12 protein-coding genes are annotated in these 15547 nt (G+C 66.2%); 11 read left to right on the top strand and 1 reads right to left on the bottom strand.

The window, feature by feature from the left end:
• The first annotated feature begins 8 nt into the window (after window positions 1-8).
• On the top strand, window positions 9-779 hold the full coding sequence (hisF, locus tag ACX80G_RS11360; protein WP_459307748.1) for an imidazole glycerol phosphate synthase subunit HisF: 771 nt from the start codon (window positions 9-11) through the stop codon (window positions 777-779).
• A 290-nt stretch (window positions 780-1069) separates the two neighbouring features.
• On the opposite strand, the gene ACX80G_RS11355 is transcribed toward hisF, so the two are convergent.
• Entirely contained in the window at window positions 1070-1717 is a 648-nt protein-coding gene (locus ACX80G_RS11355) for a TIGR03085 family metal-binding protein (protein ID WP_459307785.1), read from the bottom strand.
• Window positions 1718-1837: 120 nt separating this feature from the next.
• Here ACX80G_RS11355 and hisI point away from each other — a divergent pair, with 120 nt between their 5' ends.
• The 10 genes from hisI to gltD all read left to right on the top strand — a co-directional run bounded on the left by hisI (window position 1838) and on the right by gltD (window position 15484).
• Window positions 1838-2284 (top strand): phosphoribosyl-AMP cyclohydrolase, encoded by a 447-nt coding sequence (hisI, locus tag ACX80G_RS11350; protein ID WP_459307747.1) that lies wholly within the window; start codon window positions 1838-1840, stop codon window positions 2282-2284.
• 37 nt (window positions 2285-2321) lie between these two features.
• Window positions 2322-3896, top strand: coding sequence for an anthranilate synthase component I (locus tag ACX80G_RS11345; protein ID WP_459307746.1), 1575 nt, complete (start codon window positions 2322-2324; stop codon window positions 3894-3896).
• Window positions 3893-4519: a Trp biosynthesis-associated membrane protein gene (locus ACX80G_RS11340; RefSeq protein ID WP_459307745.1), complete on the top strand. Its 627-nt coding sequence runs from the start codon at window positions 3893-3895 to the stop codon at window positions 4517-4519. The genes ACX80G_RS11345 and ACX80G_RS11340 overlap by 4 nt, the downstream gene beginning before the upstream one ends.
• Window positions 4520-4594: 75 nt before the next feature.
• Entirely contained in the window at window positions 4595-4927 is a 333-nt protein-coding gene (locus tag ACX80G_RS11335) for an HGxxPAAW family protein (RefSeq protein WP_459307744.1), read from the top strand.
• A complete protein-coding gene (gene trpC, locus ACX80G_RS11330; protein ID WP_459307743.1) occupies window positions 4928-5752 on the top strand; it encodes an indole-3-glycerol phosphate synthase TrpC in 825 nt (274 codons plus the stop codon). It abuts the gene before it with no gap.
• Window positions 5753-5796: 44 nt separating this feature from the next.
• Window positions 5797-7131 carry a tryptophan synthase subunit beta gene (gene trpB / locus ACX80G_RS11325; RefSeq protein WP_459307742.1) on the top strand — a complete coding sequence of 445 codons (1335 nt, stop codon included), beginning with the start codon at window positions 5797-5799 and terminating at the stop codon, window positions 7129-7131.
• Window positions 7128-7928, top strand: a complete 801-nt coding sequence (trpA, locus tag ACX80G_RS11320) for a tryptophan synthase subunit alpha (protein ID WP_459307741.1) — start codon at window positions 7128-7130, stop codon at window positions 7926-7928. Before trpB ends, trpA begins: the two co-directional genes overlap by 4 nt.
• Window positions 7929-7931: 3 nt before the next feature.
• On the top strand, window positions 7932-9029 hold the full coding sequence (gene lgt / locus ACX80G_RS11315; protein ID WP_459307740.1) for a prolipoprotein diacylglyceryl transferase: 1098 nt from the start codon (window positions 7932-7934) through the stop codon (window positions 9027-9029).
• A 271-nt stretch (window positions 9030-9300) separates the two neighbouring features.
• Complete coding sequence (gene gltB, locus ACX80G_RS11310; protein ID WP_459307739.1) at window positions 9301-14034, top strand: glutamate synthase large subunit; 4734 nt, start codon at window positions 9301-9303, stop codon at window positions 14032-14034.
• Window positions 14027-15484: a glutamate synthase subunit beta gene (gene gltD / locus ACX80G_RS11305; RefSeq protein ID WP_459307738.1), complete on the top strand. Its 1458-nt coding sequence runs from the start codon at window positions 14027-14029 to the stop codon at window positions 15482-15484. The genes gltB and gltD overlap by 8 nt, the downstream gene beginning before the upstream one ends.
• Window positions 15485-15547: the final 63 nt, after the last annotated feature.

Here is a 15547-nt window from a genome sequence, read left to right as displayed (position 1 = left end):
CCGCTGTCATGGGTGTAGCCATTCGTGTCATCCCGTGTCTCGACGTCGACGCCGGACGCGTCGTCAAGGGCGTCAACTTCGCCGATCTGCGCGACGCCGGCGACCCGGTTGAGCTAGCTCACCGGTACGATCGGGCCGGGGCCGACGAACTCACGTTCCTCGACGTCACCGCGTCCTCGGGTAACCGGGACACGACGTTCGACGTTGTCGCCCGCACCGCCGAGGAAGTGTTCATCCCGTTGACGGTGGGCGGGGGAGTCCGTGGGATTGCCGACGTCGACAAGCTGCTGCGGTTCGGCGCGGATAAGGCGTCCATCAATACTGCAGCGGTCAGCCGTCCGGCGGTCATTGACGAGATCGCCGGCCACTTCGGGTCGCAGGTGCTGGTGTTGTCGCTCGACGCGCGGCGCGTCTCCGGCGGTGGGACGCCGTCGGGCTTCGAAGTGACGACGCACGGCGGCCGGCAGGGGACCGGGATCGACGCAGTGGAATGGGCCCGCGAAGCTGCCGACCGGGGGGTGGGCGAGATCCTGCTCAACTCGATCGACGCCGACGGTACGAAGGCCGGGTTTGACCTGGAAATGATCCGGGCGGTCCGCGCCGCCGTCACCGTGCCGCTCATCGCCTCTGGCGGAGCTGGCCTACCGGAGCATTTCCCGCCCGCCGTCGAAGCCGGTGCCGATGCGGTACTAGCGGCGTCGGTATTCCACTTCGGACCACTGGATGCCATTGCGCAGGTGAAGAAGGCCATCAGCGACGCGGGCTTCCCTGTCCGCTAGGCGGTCATCCCTGCCCCGCTGGCGGGGAAACCCGCACCTTTGAGCTCCAGCCGTTGCTGATGGTGTCGCGGGAGGTCAGCCGACGGTACCCAACGCTGTCAGGCGACTTTAACGCTCTCGGCGCCCGCCTCTGCGTGCGGTTCGGCTGGGGTTCCCGACACCGACAGGATTTGCGCAGCAGTGGTGGGTAATCTCAAACGAATGTGCAGACGTGGCGGGTTAGGTCGGGTCCAACCCGCCACACGTGCGCAAAGTTTCCGGCGGCGGGACGCCGGGACAAGTTCAGGGGGTTAGAGGCCGACCTCGGCGCTGTCCAGCAGTGCGACGGCGTCGGGCTGGCCCTCGAAGGTCACGAGGGCGTGGCGGGTGCGGCCGTGGGCGTGCATGAGGAGCTCGCCCGGCTCGCCTTTGATGGCGACGGAGACGGGAGCGCGTTTGGCGACGTGGCGGGGCCCGTCGGAACGGACCAGCACGATGCCCAGGTCCACCCCGCGGTACAGGATAGCGGCGCGTTTGATCAGTTCATCCCAAAGCGCGTTCGAGTAGTCCTCGTCGAGGGCCCGCGGCGCCCACCGGCTCCGCGCGCGGCGGACATCCTCGGTGTGCACAAAGTATTCGATCAGGTTGGCGCTGGCGTCGAGAGATTTTGACCGCTTAAGCGGGGAGTAGAAGGGGTGGCCTGCGCGGAAGTCGTCGACGAGCTTCTTATACCCTGCGGCGGACTCGGCTTTGGCCGCCATCTTTCGTACCGACTGATCCGACACGGCTGCCAGGGGTTTGATGACCATGGCGAGGCTGACGGCTGGCCGGTGTTCCCGCAGGTACAGGTGTGCCGCCAACTCTTTGGTCTGCCAGCCATCGCACAGAGTCGGCGAGTGCGGCCCTGCAGCGAGAAGTGTTTCGGCCAACACTTCGCGGGACGGTTCTACATATTGCATCACTGCTGAAACTAGCACGATCCGGGACCGAATGACACGAAGAACCCGCGGAAAGGGCGGTCCAATCGCCTGCAGTCCAACGTCAGGTGGTGGACGTCGGGCGCGATAGAATCGAAGACGATGCCATCACAGACCAGCACCACACCAGCGCCCGATTCGACCGCGGGGAACACCCTCGATCCGGCGATCGCCGCAGCCCTGAAACGTGACTCAGCCGGGCTGGTTGCCGCAGTGATCCAGCAGCACGATTCGGGTGAGGTCCTCATGCTGGGCTGGATGGACGACGAAGCGGTCCGCCGCACGCTCACCACTGGGCGGGTCACCTTTTTCTCGCGGTCCCGCGGCACCTACTGGCGCAAGGGCGACACCTCCGGTCACACCCAGTGGGTGAAGTCGGCGGCCATTGATTGCGACGGCGACGCCCTCCTGATCGGCGTCGATCAGGTTGGCGCTGCCTGCCACACCGGCACCCGGACCTGCTTCGATGGCCGGGACCTCGACGTCGTCATCGGGCAGAACCCCGACCAGCGCCCAGCCATAAACCCCGCCCAAAGCACCTCCCACTAGTCCTTTCCCGCCGCCACCCGAAAGAACACTCATCTTTATGCAGGAACTTGGAGTCATCAGCCCCAGCCTTACCGAGTTCCGCGAGCTCGCCAGGGAGCGCCGGGTCGTCCCGGTGCACCTCAAGGTCCTGGCCGACGCACACACCCCGATCGCCATCTACCGGAAGCTCGCGAATGGCGAGCCTGGGACGTTCCTGATGGAGTCGGCTGCTGTCGGAGGGGTCTGGTCGCGGTATTCCTTCATCGGCGCCCATTCCCGGGCCACCCTGACCAGCCTCGACGGCGAAGCGCACTGGCTGGGTGAGCCACCCGCCGGCGTCCCGACGTCGGGCAGCCCGGTCGAAGCCCTGCGCCAAACCATCGAGGCCCTCCGCACCCGCCGTTTCGATCAGCTGCCGCCGTTCACCTCCGGCCTGGTGGGGTTCATCGGCTGGGAATCGGTCCGTCATTGGGAGCGCCTCACCAGCCCGCCCGAAGACGATCTGTTCCTGCCCGAACTGGCCATGTGTCTGGTGACTGACATGGCAGTCCACGACAATTCCGAGGGAACCCTCACCCTGGTGGCCAACGCCATCAACTTCGACGACTCCAGCGACCGGGTGGACGAAGCCTGGCATGACGCCGTCCAACGGATCCGCGGGATGCTCACCAAGCTGGGCGAGGCAGCCGAACAGCCCGTCTCGGTCCTGCAGCGGGGGTCCGTGGACACCGCGGAGCTGCTCTCCCGCGTCGACGAACGGTGGGATAAGAGCAAATACCTGGCCGCCATTGAACGCGGCAAACGGGCCATCGTGGACGGTGACGTCTTCCAGGTAGTCATTTCGCGGCGTTTCGAACTTGACTGCCAGGCGTCACCACTTGACGTCTACCGGGTGCTGCGCAACACCAACCCCAGCCCCTACATGTACCTGTTCAGCCTGGCCGATGCCGACGGGCGGGAATACTCGATTGTCGGGTCCTCCCCGGAGGCGCTGGTCACAGTGACCGGCAAGGACGTCATCACCCACCCGATCGCCGGCTCCCGGCCCCGCGGGCAGACCCTCGACCAGGACCGGGCCCTGGCCGACGAGCTCCTGGCCGACGAGAAGGAACGCGCCGAACATCTCATGCTGGTGGATCTGGCACGCAACGACATGTCCAAGGTCTGCGTGCCCGGCACCGTTGACGTCACCCAGTTCATGGAGGTGGAGCGGTTCAGCCACATCATGCACCTCGTCTCGACCGTCGTCGGGTCCCTGACCCCCACCAAAACCGCCTACGACGTCCTGGCCGCCACCTTCCCCGCCGGTACACTCTCGGGGGCACCCAAACCCCGGGCGCTGCGTCTGATCGACGAAGTGGAACCACACCGCCGGGGCATCTACGGCGGTGTGGTCGGCTACCTCGACTTCGCCGGCGACATGGACCTGGCCATCGCGATCCGCTCCGCGCTGCTCCGGGATGGACGAGCGTACGTGCAGGCCGGCGGCGGAATAGTCGCCGACTCGGTCCTCGAAGACGAAGCACAGGAAACAGTCAATAAGGCGGCAGCACCCCTGCGGGCGGCCCTGATCGCGTCAAGCCTCAGAACAGTCACCGCAGCCGACGAGCTTCACGAGGTGGAGGTCCCATGAGCACCGAACCAGACACACCCGATCGCACGCCACATGCTCCCTCCGCGTGGCAGCGGAAGGGCACTGTGATCCTCGCGACGGTCCTGTTCTCGCTTGCCGCGTTCGCCAGCACCACCCGGACCTGGTTGACAGTCGTGTTGCCGCAGGACGCAGTCCAGACCCCGGACCTGCAGATCCCGGGCAGCGACGCCGCCACGGCGGTCACCGCCTTCGCCCTCGTCGCGTTGGCGGCTGCGTTGGCAGTGTCGATCGCCGGGCGGATCGCACGGGTTCTGGTGGTTGCAATTCTGCTCATCGCCGGTGTGGGCATCGTGTGGAACAGCATCCGGGTGGTAGCCGACCCGGCGGGCGCCGCAGCCCCAGCCATTGGGGAGGCAATCGGGGTCAGCACCGGCAGCGGCGCCGAACTCGTTCTCACTGCGTTTCCCTGGCTGGCGGCCGCCGCGGGAGTGCTGCTCACGGGCACTGCCGTGTGGATGCTGATCGCCGGCCGCAGCTGGAACCGTTCCACCCGCTACGAAAAAGTCGCCGCCGAGAATCCGACGGCACGGACAACCACAGCACATTCGGACGAGATCGACAGCTGGGACCAGCTCACCAAGGGGAAAGATCCCACCAGCTGACCCAGTGAGGGCAGACCACGGTCGTCCTGAACTAATGGCAGAATGGACACCAGACCAGTTTCAAGGAGAGTCATCATGGCCAAAGACGCCACAGCCAACGCATCCACCCGGACCGCCGCGACAGAGCACCCGGAAAACTCGAGGGAAAACCACGCCTCGATGCACGATGAGACCATCGGCCACGGCAACAGCCCCGCGGCGTGGACCTGTGTCCTGATCATGTTGGCGGGCGCCGCCGTGTCCTCCTTCGCCTACGTCTTCGCCAGCACCGAAGGGAACTTCACGGCCGGCACCGTCCTGTTCTGGATTGGTATCGCCGTGATGGTGGTCGGCCTCGCCGTCGGCTTCGTCATGAAGCGGGCCGGCTTTGGCGTCGGCGGATCGAAGCTGAAGGACAAAGACGACTAGGTGAGCGTTCTCGACGACATCATTGCCGGCGTCCGGGAGGACCTCGCCCCACGCGTTGCGGCCCGCCCGCTTGCACTGCTGCGCGACGACGCCGGTGCCGCCGGTGCGGTCCGGGACGCCCACGCGGCGCTCAGCGGAGACGGCTCAAGAATCACGCTGATCGCCGAGGTGAAACGTCGCAGCCCCTCCAAGGGTCAGCTGGCCGACATCGCCGACCCCGCCGCACTGGCAGCCCGCTACGAAGCGGGCGGCGCCGCCGTCGTCAGCGTCCTGACCGAACAGCGCCGCTTCGGCGGCTCACTCGCCGACCTGGATGCCGTCCGGGCAGCCGTAGACCTGCCGCTGCTGCGCAAGGACTTCACCGTCGACGAATACCAGATCTGGGAGGCCCGGGCCCACGGCGCCGACCTGATCCTGCTGATTGTCGCGGCCCTGACCGACGAGGAACTGCGCCGTTTCCTGGCCCTGACCCACGAGCTTGGCATGAACGCCCTGGTCGAAACCCACACCCGCGATGAGGTGCAACGGGCCGTCGCCGTGGGGGCACGGATCATCGGGATCAACGTGCGTAACCTCAAGACGCTCGACATTGACCGGTCAGTGTTCGCGCCGCTGGCCACCGGTATTCCGGCCGGCACAGTAATTGTCGCCGAGTCGGGCGTGCGGGATGTGGCCGACGTCGGCCGGTTCGCCTCCGACGGCGCCGATGCCATTCTGGTGGGCGAAGCCTTGGTCCGCCACAACAACCCCGCAGACACCATCGTCGCTTTCCTTGACGCCGGCCACAGCGCGCGACTGGCACTCCAGGACCAGCCCACCGCGTAGTAACCGGCACGCTGCACCACCACCACAACAGGACAGGCAAGCTCATGACTGATTCGCCACAGGCAGCCAACGCACCCTCCGAGGTCACCGAAGGTACCGCCGAGGCCTTCCTCAATCCCACAGGCAGCCTCCGCCACGCGCCGGGACCGTACTTCGGTGAGTACGGCGGCCGGTGGATGCCCGAGTCACTGATCGCAGCCCTCGATGAGCTCACAGACACCTTCGACAAGGCCAAAGCCGATCCCGAGTTCACCGCCCAGGTAGCCGAACTGAACCGGACCTATGCGGGCCGGCCGTCCCTGCTGACCGAGGCGAAGCGGTTCGCCGAGTATGCCGGTGGGGTGAGGGTGTTCCTCAAGCGCGAGGACCTCAACCACACCGGTTCGCACAAGATCAACAACGTGCTGGGCCAGGCTCTCCTCGCGAAGCGCATGGGCAAGACCCGCGTCATCGCCGAGACCGGTGCCGGTCAGCACGGGGTGGCCAGCGCCACCGCCGCAGCACTGATGGGCCTCGAATGCGTCGTCTACATGGGCGCCGAGGACTGCCGCCGTCAGGCCCTGAACGTGGCGCGGATGGAGCTGCTCGGCGCCAGGGTGATTCCCGTGACGAGCGGGTCGCAAACCCTCAAGGACGCCATCAACGAGGCCCTCCGCGACTGGGTGGCCAACGTGGACACCACCCACTACCTGCTGGGCACCGCAGCCGGAGCGCACCCGTTCCCGTCGATGGTCAGGTACTTTCACGAGGTCATCGGCGAAGAGTCCCGCGAGCAGATGCTGGCCGAAACCGGGAAGCTGCCGGACGCTGTCTGCGCCTGCATCGGTGGCGGGTCAAACGCGATCGGCATGTTCCACGGCTTCCTCGACGATCCCGGGGTGGCCCTCTACGGGTTCGAGGCGGGCGGCGACGGCGTCGAGAGCGGACGCCACGCCGCGACCATTACCCTCGGACGCCCGGGTGTGCTGCACGGTGCCCGCTCGTACCTGATGCAGGACGATGATGGCCAGACTATCGAGTCGCATTCGATCTCGGCTGGACTCGACTACCCCGGCGTCGGCCCCGAGCACGCCTACCTGGCAGACATTGGCCGGGTCAGCTACGAGCCGATCACCGATGCCGAAGCGATGGACGCCTTCCGGGTGCTGTGCCGTAGCGAGGGAATCATTCCTGCCATCGAGACAGCCCACGCCCTCGCGGGCGCCATCAAGGTGGGCCAGCGTCTCGCCGCCGAGGGCGGTGACCCGGCCGGGAAGATTGTCCTGATCAACCTCTCCGGCCGTGGGGACAAGGATGTGGCGACCGCCGCCGAGTATTTTGACCTGCTGCCCGATGACAGCGCTGAAGCCGAAATCGGAAAGGACGGAGAGCAGCTGTGACCACCCAGACCACCAGCAAAGCTGCTGCAGCGATCGATCGCGCGCGGGACGCAGGGCGGGCCGCGCTGATCGGGTACCTGCCCGCGGGCTTCCCCGACGTGCAGACCACCATCGACGCGGCAGTGGCCATGGCGGAGAACGGGGTGGACCTGATCGAGATCGGGATTCCCTACTCCGATCCCGTGATGGACGGCCAGGTGATCCAGGACGCCACGGTGCAGGCCCTGAAGAACGGGTTCACCGTCGACAAGATCTTCGACATCGTCGCGGGCATCACCGCCCAGACCGACGCCGCGGTCCTTGTCATGACGTACTGGAACCCTGTCATGCAGCTCGGCGTCCGCGAGTTCGCCCAGCGCCTGCACGAAGCCGGGGGAGCGGGCCTGATCACGCCGGACCTGATCCCTGACGAGGCCATTGAATGGATGGCCGCCTCCGACGAGTTCGGCCTGGATCGGGTCTTCCTGGTGGCCCCGTCCACCAGCCCGGAACGCATGGAACGCACTGTCAACGCGAGCCGCGGCTTCGTCTACGCGGTCTCCATCATGGGCATCACCGGCGCGCGCACGGCAGTCAGTTCGGCGGCACGAGCCGTGGTCGACGCTGCCCACGGTGCGGGCGCCAACCGCGCCTGCGTGGGGTTGGGGGTTTCCACTGCCGCCCAGGTCAAGGAGATCGCCGCCTACGCGGACGGCGTGATCGTGGGAACGGCCCTCGTCGTCGCCCTCCGTGACGGCGGCATCCCCGCCCTCGCAGCACTGACCAAAGATCTCAGCAGCGGAACTGGAAAGAGCTAACCCATGCGAATCGTGAGCACCATCGGGATGCTTCCCGCCAGTATTCCCAGTCCACCAGCGGAATGGGCGTCGATCAGCCTCGGCCCGCTCACCCTCTACACGTACGCGCTGTGCATCCTGGCGGGCATTGTCCTCGCCCTCCTGCTCACCATCGCGCGCTGGAAGCGGTACGGCGGAAACCCGGACGTGATCTGGGACGTCGCCATCTGGGCCATCCCCTTCGGCATCCTCGGCGGGCGGCTCTACCATGTGGTTTCCTCACCCGACGCCTACTTCGGGCCCGACGGTGACCTCTCCCGCATCCCCCGCATCTGGGAAGGCGGCCTCGGCATCTGGGGCGCCATCGCCCTCGGCGCCGTTGGCGCATGGATCGGCTGCCGCCGGTCGGGTGTGCGCCTCAGCGCCTTCGCCGACGCGGCGGCACCCGGTATCCTGCTGGCGCAGGCCATCGGACGGTTGGGCAACTGGTTCAACCAGGAACTCTTCGGCGCGCCCACCACGCTGCCCTGGGGACTGGAAATCGACCCCGAGAATCCCAACTTCCCCGACGGCGTCCCTATTGACACGCTCTTCCACCCCACCTTTCTCTACGAAATGCTCTGGAACCTCGCCGGCGTCGCGCTGCTGCTGTTGCTCGACAAGCGGTTCCGGCTCCGTGGCGGCATGATGTTCTGGGCCTACGCTGCCTTCTACACAGCGGGCCGGGTCTGGATTGAGGCCTTGCGGATTGACGACGCCGAACTGGTCACCCTGTTCGGTGTCACCCAGCGCCTCAACGTGTGGACCAGCATCCTGGTCCTGCTGGGGGCCATCGGCGTCCTGATCTACCTCGGGGCCAAACGCAAGGGCGCCGACACGCCGTCGTTGTATCTCCCCGGCCGGGAGCCGGCACTGGACGACGCTGAGCCCAGCTCGGGCTCCGACTCCGACTCCGGCTCGGGCTCCGACTCCGGCTCGGAGGTCAATGCCCATGTGACGGACACAGAGGAAACGAAATCCACTACCCGTGGTAATCTCGTCGAAACAAACGGCAGTCGGGAACACCTTCCGGAAACGGAAGTGACATCGGACACGCCAAGGGATAAGGATTCCCGCCCCTAGCGTCCAGGGCCACCGCCCACACTGGACTGACTGCCACAGCGACGTGGCCCCCGGCGCCCTCGGCAGAATACCCTTCTCCCGGCGCTCCGGTTATGGCCGGGCACAGAAATGCCCGTTCGTTCTGCAATCGTTGTCCCAGGGACCTCCGGGGAACGTCAGCCACGCCATAGAATCTTAATAAGTTCGTGCAGTGCGCAGCCACAAGAGGCTGCAGACCTGGGGCCAAGGCCGTCCCCTCCCGACGCTCCATTCTGGGGGAAGGACTCTACCTATGAACACTCCCACTTCCGGCACCACCACCGGCGGCAACTTGACCGGCGACACCGCAGCGTCCGACGACGCTGTGACCGACACGGCTGCAACCGGCTCGCCGGGTCAGGACGATCCGGCCACGTCGATCGTCGACGACGCCCCAACCCGGGTCGCCAGGCCCGGCCGCGCCGGCTCCGCCGTCGAATCACCCTTCGACCGGTTCGCCACCATCCCTAAGGCCAAGGGACTGTACAACCCGGAGAACGAGAAGGACGCGTGCGGCCTCGCCGTCATCGCCACCCTCCGCGGCGAACCGGGACACGACATTGTCGACCATGCGCTCACCGCCCTGCGGAACCTTGAACACCGCGGCGCCGTGGGCGCCGACGAGGGTACCGGCGACGGTGCAGGCCTCCTCACGCAGGTACCCGACGAATTCTTCAGGGCCGTCGTCGACTTCGACCTCCCGCCGGCCGGGCAGTACGCCGTCGGGACCGCCTTCCTCCCCGCCGCGGGCCGCGAGGAACACACCGCGCGTGCCGGGCTGGAAGCGATCGCCGAGTCCGAGGGGATGACCGTCCTGGGCTGGCGGGACGTCCCCATCCAGGCCGACCTGGTCGGTGCCATGGCCCGTGCCTGCATGCCGCATTTCGTGCAACTCTTCCTGGCTCCGAACGATGTCGACGCCGTTGACATTGACGCGCTGGCGTTCCGGGTCCGGAAGCGCGCCCAGAACAAACTCGGCGTCTACTTCCCCTCCCTGTCGTCGAAGACCATGGTCTACAAGGGCATGCTTACCACGGCACAGCTGGAGCCGTTCTACCCCGACCTGTCCGATCCACGGTTCAAGACCAAGCTGGGTATCGTCCACTCACGGTTCTCCACCAACACGTTCCCGTCCTGGCCGCTGGCGCAGCCGTTCAGGACCATCGCCCACAACGGCGAAATCAACACGGTCAAGGGCAACCGGAACTGGATGCGTGCCCGCCAGTCGCAACTGTCCCACAGCCTGCTGGGTGACGATCCTGAAGAGTTGTTTCCCATCTGCACTCCCGGGGCGTCCGATTCGGCGTCGTTCGACGAGGTCGCGGAACTGCTGATGCTGTCCGGTCGTCCGATCACCCACGCCATCATGATGATGATTCCCGAGGCGTGGGAAAACCATTCGACCATGGACCCCGCCCGGCGGGCGTTCTACCAGTACCATTCGATGCTCATGGAGCCGTGGGATGGCCCAGCCGCCGTGTCCTTCACCGACGGCACGCTCGTTGGCGCGGTCCTGGACCGCAACGGACTCCGGCCCGCCCGCTACTGGGTGATGGAGGACGGACTGGTGGTGCTCGCCTCCGAGGTGGGCGTCATCGACATCGATCCGTCCACGGTGGTGCACAAGGGCCGGGTGTCCCCGGGCAAGATGTTCCTCGTCGACACCGAGGAGGGCCGGGTGATCGAGGACCAGGAAATCAAGGCCGAAATCGCCTCGGCCAACCCGTGGGGCGAATGGGTCAAGGACAACCTCCTGCGCCTGAAAGACCTCCCCGAACGGGAGCACGTCCTCCACACCAAGGCGTCCATCAACCGCCGCCAGCGTACCTTCGGGTACACCCAGGAGGAACTGCGCATCCTCATCGGTCCGATGGCGAAGGCCGGTGCGGAACCGTTGGGCGCCATGGGCTCCGACACCCCGGTGGCAGTGCTGTCCAAACGGCCACGGCTGCTCTTCGACTACTTTGTGCAGTCCTTCGCGCAGGTCACCAACCCGCCGCTGGACTCCATCCGGGAGGAACTGGTTACGTCGTTGCGCGCCTCGATCGGGCCGAACGGCAACCTGCTCTCCACGAGGCAGGTGCACGCCCGGCAGGTGGGCCTGAGCTTCCCCGTCATCAACAACGACGAGCTGGCCAAGATCGCCAACCTGGCCAACGACGACGGCGAACGCATCAGCATGAAGGTGCGCGGCCTCTACCGCCCCGAGGGGGGCGAGGCGTCCCTGCGGGCACGGCTCGCCGAAATCTGCGAGCAGGTCTCCAGCGCCATCAACCGGGGCATCCAGTACATCGTGCTCTCGGACCGTGACTCCAACGCGCAATGGGCGCCGATTCCGTCGCTGCTGCTCACCAGCGCCGTCCACCATCACCTGCTCAAGAGCGCCAACCGGACCAAGACCTCGCTCGTGGTAGAGGCAGGAGACGTGCGAGAAGTCCACCATGTGGCAGCGCTGATCGGCTACGGCTCCTCAGCGATCAACCCCTACCTGGCCATGGAAAGCTGTGAGGAACTGGTCCGCAACGGTGACGTCACCGGCGTCACCGCGGAGCAGGCCGTTGCGAATCTCATCAAAGGGCTCGGCAAGGGCGTCCTGAAAATCATGTCCAAGATGGGCATCTCAACCGTCGGCTCCTACTGCGGCGCCCAAACCTTCGAAGCGCTCGGTCTTGGCCAGGAACTGGTCGACGAATACTTCCACGGCACCCAGACCCAACTCGGCGGCGTCGGGCTGGATGTGCTGGCCGCTGAAACGGCTGCCCGTCACGCCAGTGCGTACCCCGAGGATGGCATCGACGATCCGCACCGGAGCCTCGACAACGGCGGCGAATACCAGTGGCGACGTGAAGGCCCACCCCACCTGTTCAACCCGGAGACGGTCTTCAGGCTCCAGCATGCCACCCGTGAGCGGCGCTACGACATCTTCAAGCAGTACACCCGCGGTGTCGACGACCAGTCCAAGGAACTGATGACCCTACGCGGGCTCCTCCAGTTCAAGGACGGGGTGCGTGAACCGATCTCCATCGACGAGGTGGAGCCCGTCTCCAGCATCGTCAAGCGGTTCTCCACGGGGGCCATGAGCTACGGGTCCATCTCCCAGGAAGCCCACGAGACACTCGCCATCGCCATGAACCGGTTGGGGGGCAAGTCCAACACCGGTGAGGGCGGCGAGGACGTCGACCGGCTGCTCGACCCCAAGCGCCGGTCCGCCATCAAGCAGGTTGCCTCGGGCCGGTTCGGGGTGACCAGCCTGTACCTGACCAACGCCACCGACATCCAGATCAAGATGGCGCAGGGGGCCAAGCCCGGGGAGGGCGGTCAGCTGATGAGCCAGAAGGTCTACCCCTGGGTGGCCCGGACCCGGCACTCGACGCCCGGTGTGGCACTGATCTCACCGCCACCGCACCACGACATTTACTCGATCGAAGACCTTGCCCAGCTCATTTATGACCTGAAGCGGTCCAACCCGTCGGCCCGCGTCCACGTCAAACTGGTCTCCGAGGTGGGGATCGGCACCGTCGCGGCCGGAGTGACCAAGGCCAGGGCCGACGTCGTGCTCATCTCCGGGCACGACGGCGGCACCGGTGCGAGCCCGCTGAACTCCCTCAAACATGCCGGGGTCCCCTGGGAGCTGGGGCTCGCTGAAACCCAGCAGACCCTGATGCTGAACGGGCTCCGCGGCCGCGTGGTGGTGCAGGTGGACGGCCAGCTCAAGACCGGGCGTGACGTCGTCATCGCCGCGCTGCTTGGCGGGGAGGAGTTTGGGTTTGCGACGGCGCCGCTGGTCGTCTCGGGCTGCATCATGATGCGCGTCTGCCACCTGGATACCTGCCCCGTCGGCGTCGCCACCCAGAACCCAGAACTGCGCAGCAGGTTCACCGGAAAGCCCGAGTTTGTGGTCAACTTCTTCGAGTTCATCGCCGAGGAGGTCAGGGAGATCCTGGCCAGCTTGGGCTTCCGGTCCATCGAAGAGGCCATCGGTCACAGCGAATCACTTGATGCCCGCAAGGCAATCAACCATTGGAAGGCCGATGGGCTGGATCTCGATCCGATCCTACGCGGCAACGAATTCGGCGACGATGCGCCAATGCGCAACATGACCACCCAGAACCACGAGCTGGACCAGCACTTCGATCGGAAGCTCATCGAGATGAGCGCCGACGCGCTCGAAAACCGCGCACCGGTGAGGATCTCGGTCGACGTCGTCAACACTGACCGCTCGGTCGGCACCATGCTGGGCCATGAAGTGACCCGGCTGTTTGGCGTCGACACCCTCGCCACTGACACCATCGATATCACGCTGACCGGGCAGGCCGGCCAGTCGCTCGGCGCGTTCCTGCCGGCGGGCATCACGCTGCGGCTGTTCGGCGACTCGAACGACTACGTGGGCAAGGGGCTTTCCGGTGGCCGGGTCATTGTGCGGCCGGACCGGTCCAACGTGTTCGCCGCGGACCGCAACGTCATTGCCGGCAACGTGATTGGCTACGGGGCGACCAGCGGTGAGATCTTCCTCAGAGGACAGGTGGGGGAGCGCTTCCTGGTCCGTAACTCGGGTGCCACAGCGGTCGTTGAGGGCATCGGCGACCATGGCTGCGAGTACATGACGGGTGGGCAGACCCTGATCCTGGGGCGGACCGGCCGGAACTTCGGGGCCGGCATGTCCGGCGGCACCGCCTACGTGCTGGACCTGAACCGGCGGCGTATGAACGTCCAGAGCCTCGAGAACGGCGAGCTTCAGCTCGTCGAGCTCGATGCCGAGGACATCGAGATTGTCCGCCAACTGATGATCAAGCATGTCGAAGAAACCGAATCGACGTTGGCAGCTCACCTGCTGGAGACCTTCGAGGACACCGTTGCCCGGCTCACCAAGGTGTTGCCGCGCGACTACGCGGCGGTGCTTGATGCGCGGGCTGCGGCCATCGAAGAAGGCCTCGACCCCGACGGCGAAGAAGCCTGGACCCGAATCTTGGAGGTAACCGGTGGGTGATCCACGCGGATTCATGAAGGTACGCGAACGCCAGACCCAACCCCGACGGCCCGTGCCGGTCAGGATCATGGACTGGAAAGAGGTGTACGAGGCGCAGGAAAAGGGTGTCCTCAAGGCCCAGGCCGGACGTTGCATGGACTGCGGCATCCCGTTCTGCCATCAGGGCTGCCCGCTGGGTAACCTGATCCCGGAGTGGAACGACCTCACCTACCGGGACAAAGGAAGGGAAGCGATCGAGCGGCTGCACGCCACCAACAACTTCCCCGAGTTCACCGGCCGGCTGTGCCCTGCACCGTGCGAGGCGTCTTGCGTGCTGGGGATCAACCAGCCGCCGGTCACCATCAAGCAGGTGGAGGTGTCCATCATCGATGAGGCCTTCGCCGAGGGTTGGGTCGAGGCACATCCGCCGGAGCGGCTGACCGACAGGACCATCGCCGTCGTCGGCTCCGGCCCGGCAGGGCTTGCGGCCGCACAGCAGCTGACCCGCACCGGGCACACCGTTGCGGTGTACGAGCGCGACGACAAGATTGGCGGACTCCTGCGCTACGGGATCCCCGACTTCAAGATGGAGAAGCACCACTTGGAGCGTCGACTTGAGCAGATGCGCGCCGAGGGTACCCGGTTCAGGACCGGCGTCGCCGTCGGCAAGGACATCAGCTGGGATCAGCTGCGTCGCCGCTACGACGCTGTGGTGGTGGCCACCGGCGCCACCATTCCCCGCGACCTGCCCATCCCGGGCAGGGAACTGGAGGGCGTCCACTTCGCCATGGATTACCTGGTGCAGGCTAACCGGGTGAGTGCCGGCGGCGTCGTCGAGGATCAGATCCAGGCCGAAGGCAAGCACGTGGTCATTCTGGGCGGCGGTGACACTGGTGCTGACTGCCTGGGTACTGCCCACCGGCAGCACGCCGCGTCGGTGACGACGCTGGCCATCGGGCAGCAGCCGCCGGCGGACCGTGCCGCACACCAGCCATGGCCTACGTTTCCTACCCTGTTCGAGGTTGCCAGCGCTCACGAAGAAGGCGGCGAACGAACCTACCTCGCCTCCTCCGTCGAATTCGTGGGGGAGAACGGCAAACTGACCGCCATCCGGGTGGCCGAGACAGAATTTGTTGACGGGCGCCGGGTCCCGAAAGTTGGAACCGAGCGGGATATCCCCGCCGATCTGGTGTTTCTGTCCCTCGGCTTCACCGGGCCGGAGCAGGCAGGCATCACCGAGCAGGTGCAGGCGGAGTTTGACGAGCACGGCAACATTGGCCGGGACGGTTACTACATGACCAACACGCCCGGAGTTTTTGCGGCCGGCGACGCCGGCCGCGGACAGTCGCTGATTGTCTGGGCCATCGCGGAGGGGCGCGCGTGCGCCGCAGCGGTGGATCAGTGGCTGATGGGGGAAACAAAACTGCCGGCACCGGTGGCTCCCACGGACCGCGCCATGGCAGTGCTTTGATGTCACCATCCCGCGGGCAGACGGCCGCGCATTACCACGACCACCGATCACAAGACGACTAGG

This window comes from Arthrobacter glycogeni (assembly GCF_054510815.1).
Note: the sequence above shows the minus strand (reverse complement) of the source record. Positions and strands in the feature narration are given on the sequence as shown.

Bases quoted from the DNA above. Each gene is read 5' to 3' on its own strand.
- hisF (WP_459307748.1), top strand. From the start codon at position 9: ATGGGTGTAGCCATTCGTGTCATCCCGTGTCTCGACGTCGACGCCGGA.
- ACX80G_RS11355 (WP_459307785.1), bottom strand. From the start codon at position 1,717: ATGCAATATGTAGAACCGTCCCGCGAAGTGTTGGCCGAAACACTTCTC.
- hisI (WP_459307747.1), top strand. From the start codon at position 1,838: ATGCCATCACAGACCAGCACCACACCAGCGCCCGATTCGACCGCGGGG.
- ACX80G_RS11345 (WP_459307746.1), top strand. From the start codon at position 2,322: ATGCAGGAACTTGGAGTCATCAGCCCCAGCCTTACCGAGTTCCGCGAG.
- ACX80G_RS11340 (WP_459307745.1), top strand. From the start codon at position 3,893: ATGAGCACCGAACCAGACACACCCGATCGCACGCCACATGCTCCCTCC.
- ACX80G_RS11335 (WP_459307744.1), top strand. From the start codon at position 4,595: ATGGCCAAAGACGCCACAGCCAACGCATCCACCCGGACCGCCGCGACA.
- trpB (WP_459307742.1), top strand. From the start codon at position 5,797: ATGACTGATTCGCCACAGGCAGCCAACGCACCCTCCGAGGTCACCGAA.
- lgt (WP_459307740.1), top strand. From the start codon at position 7,932: ATGCGAATCGTGAGCACCATCGGGATGCTTCCCGCCAGTATTCCCAGT.
- gltB (WP_459307739.1), top strand. From the start codon at position 9,301: ATGAACACTCCCACTTCCGGCACCACCACCGGCGGCAACTTGACCGGC.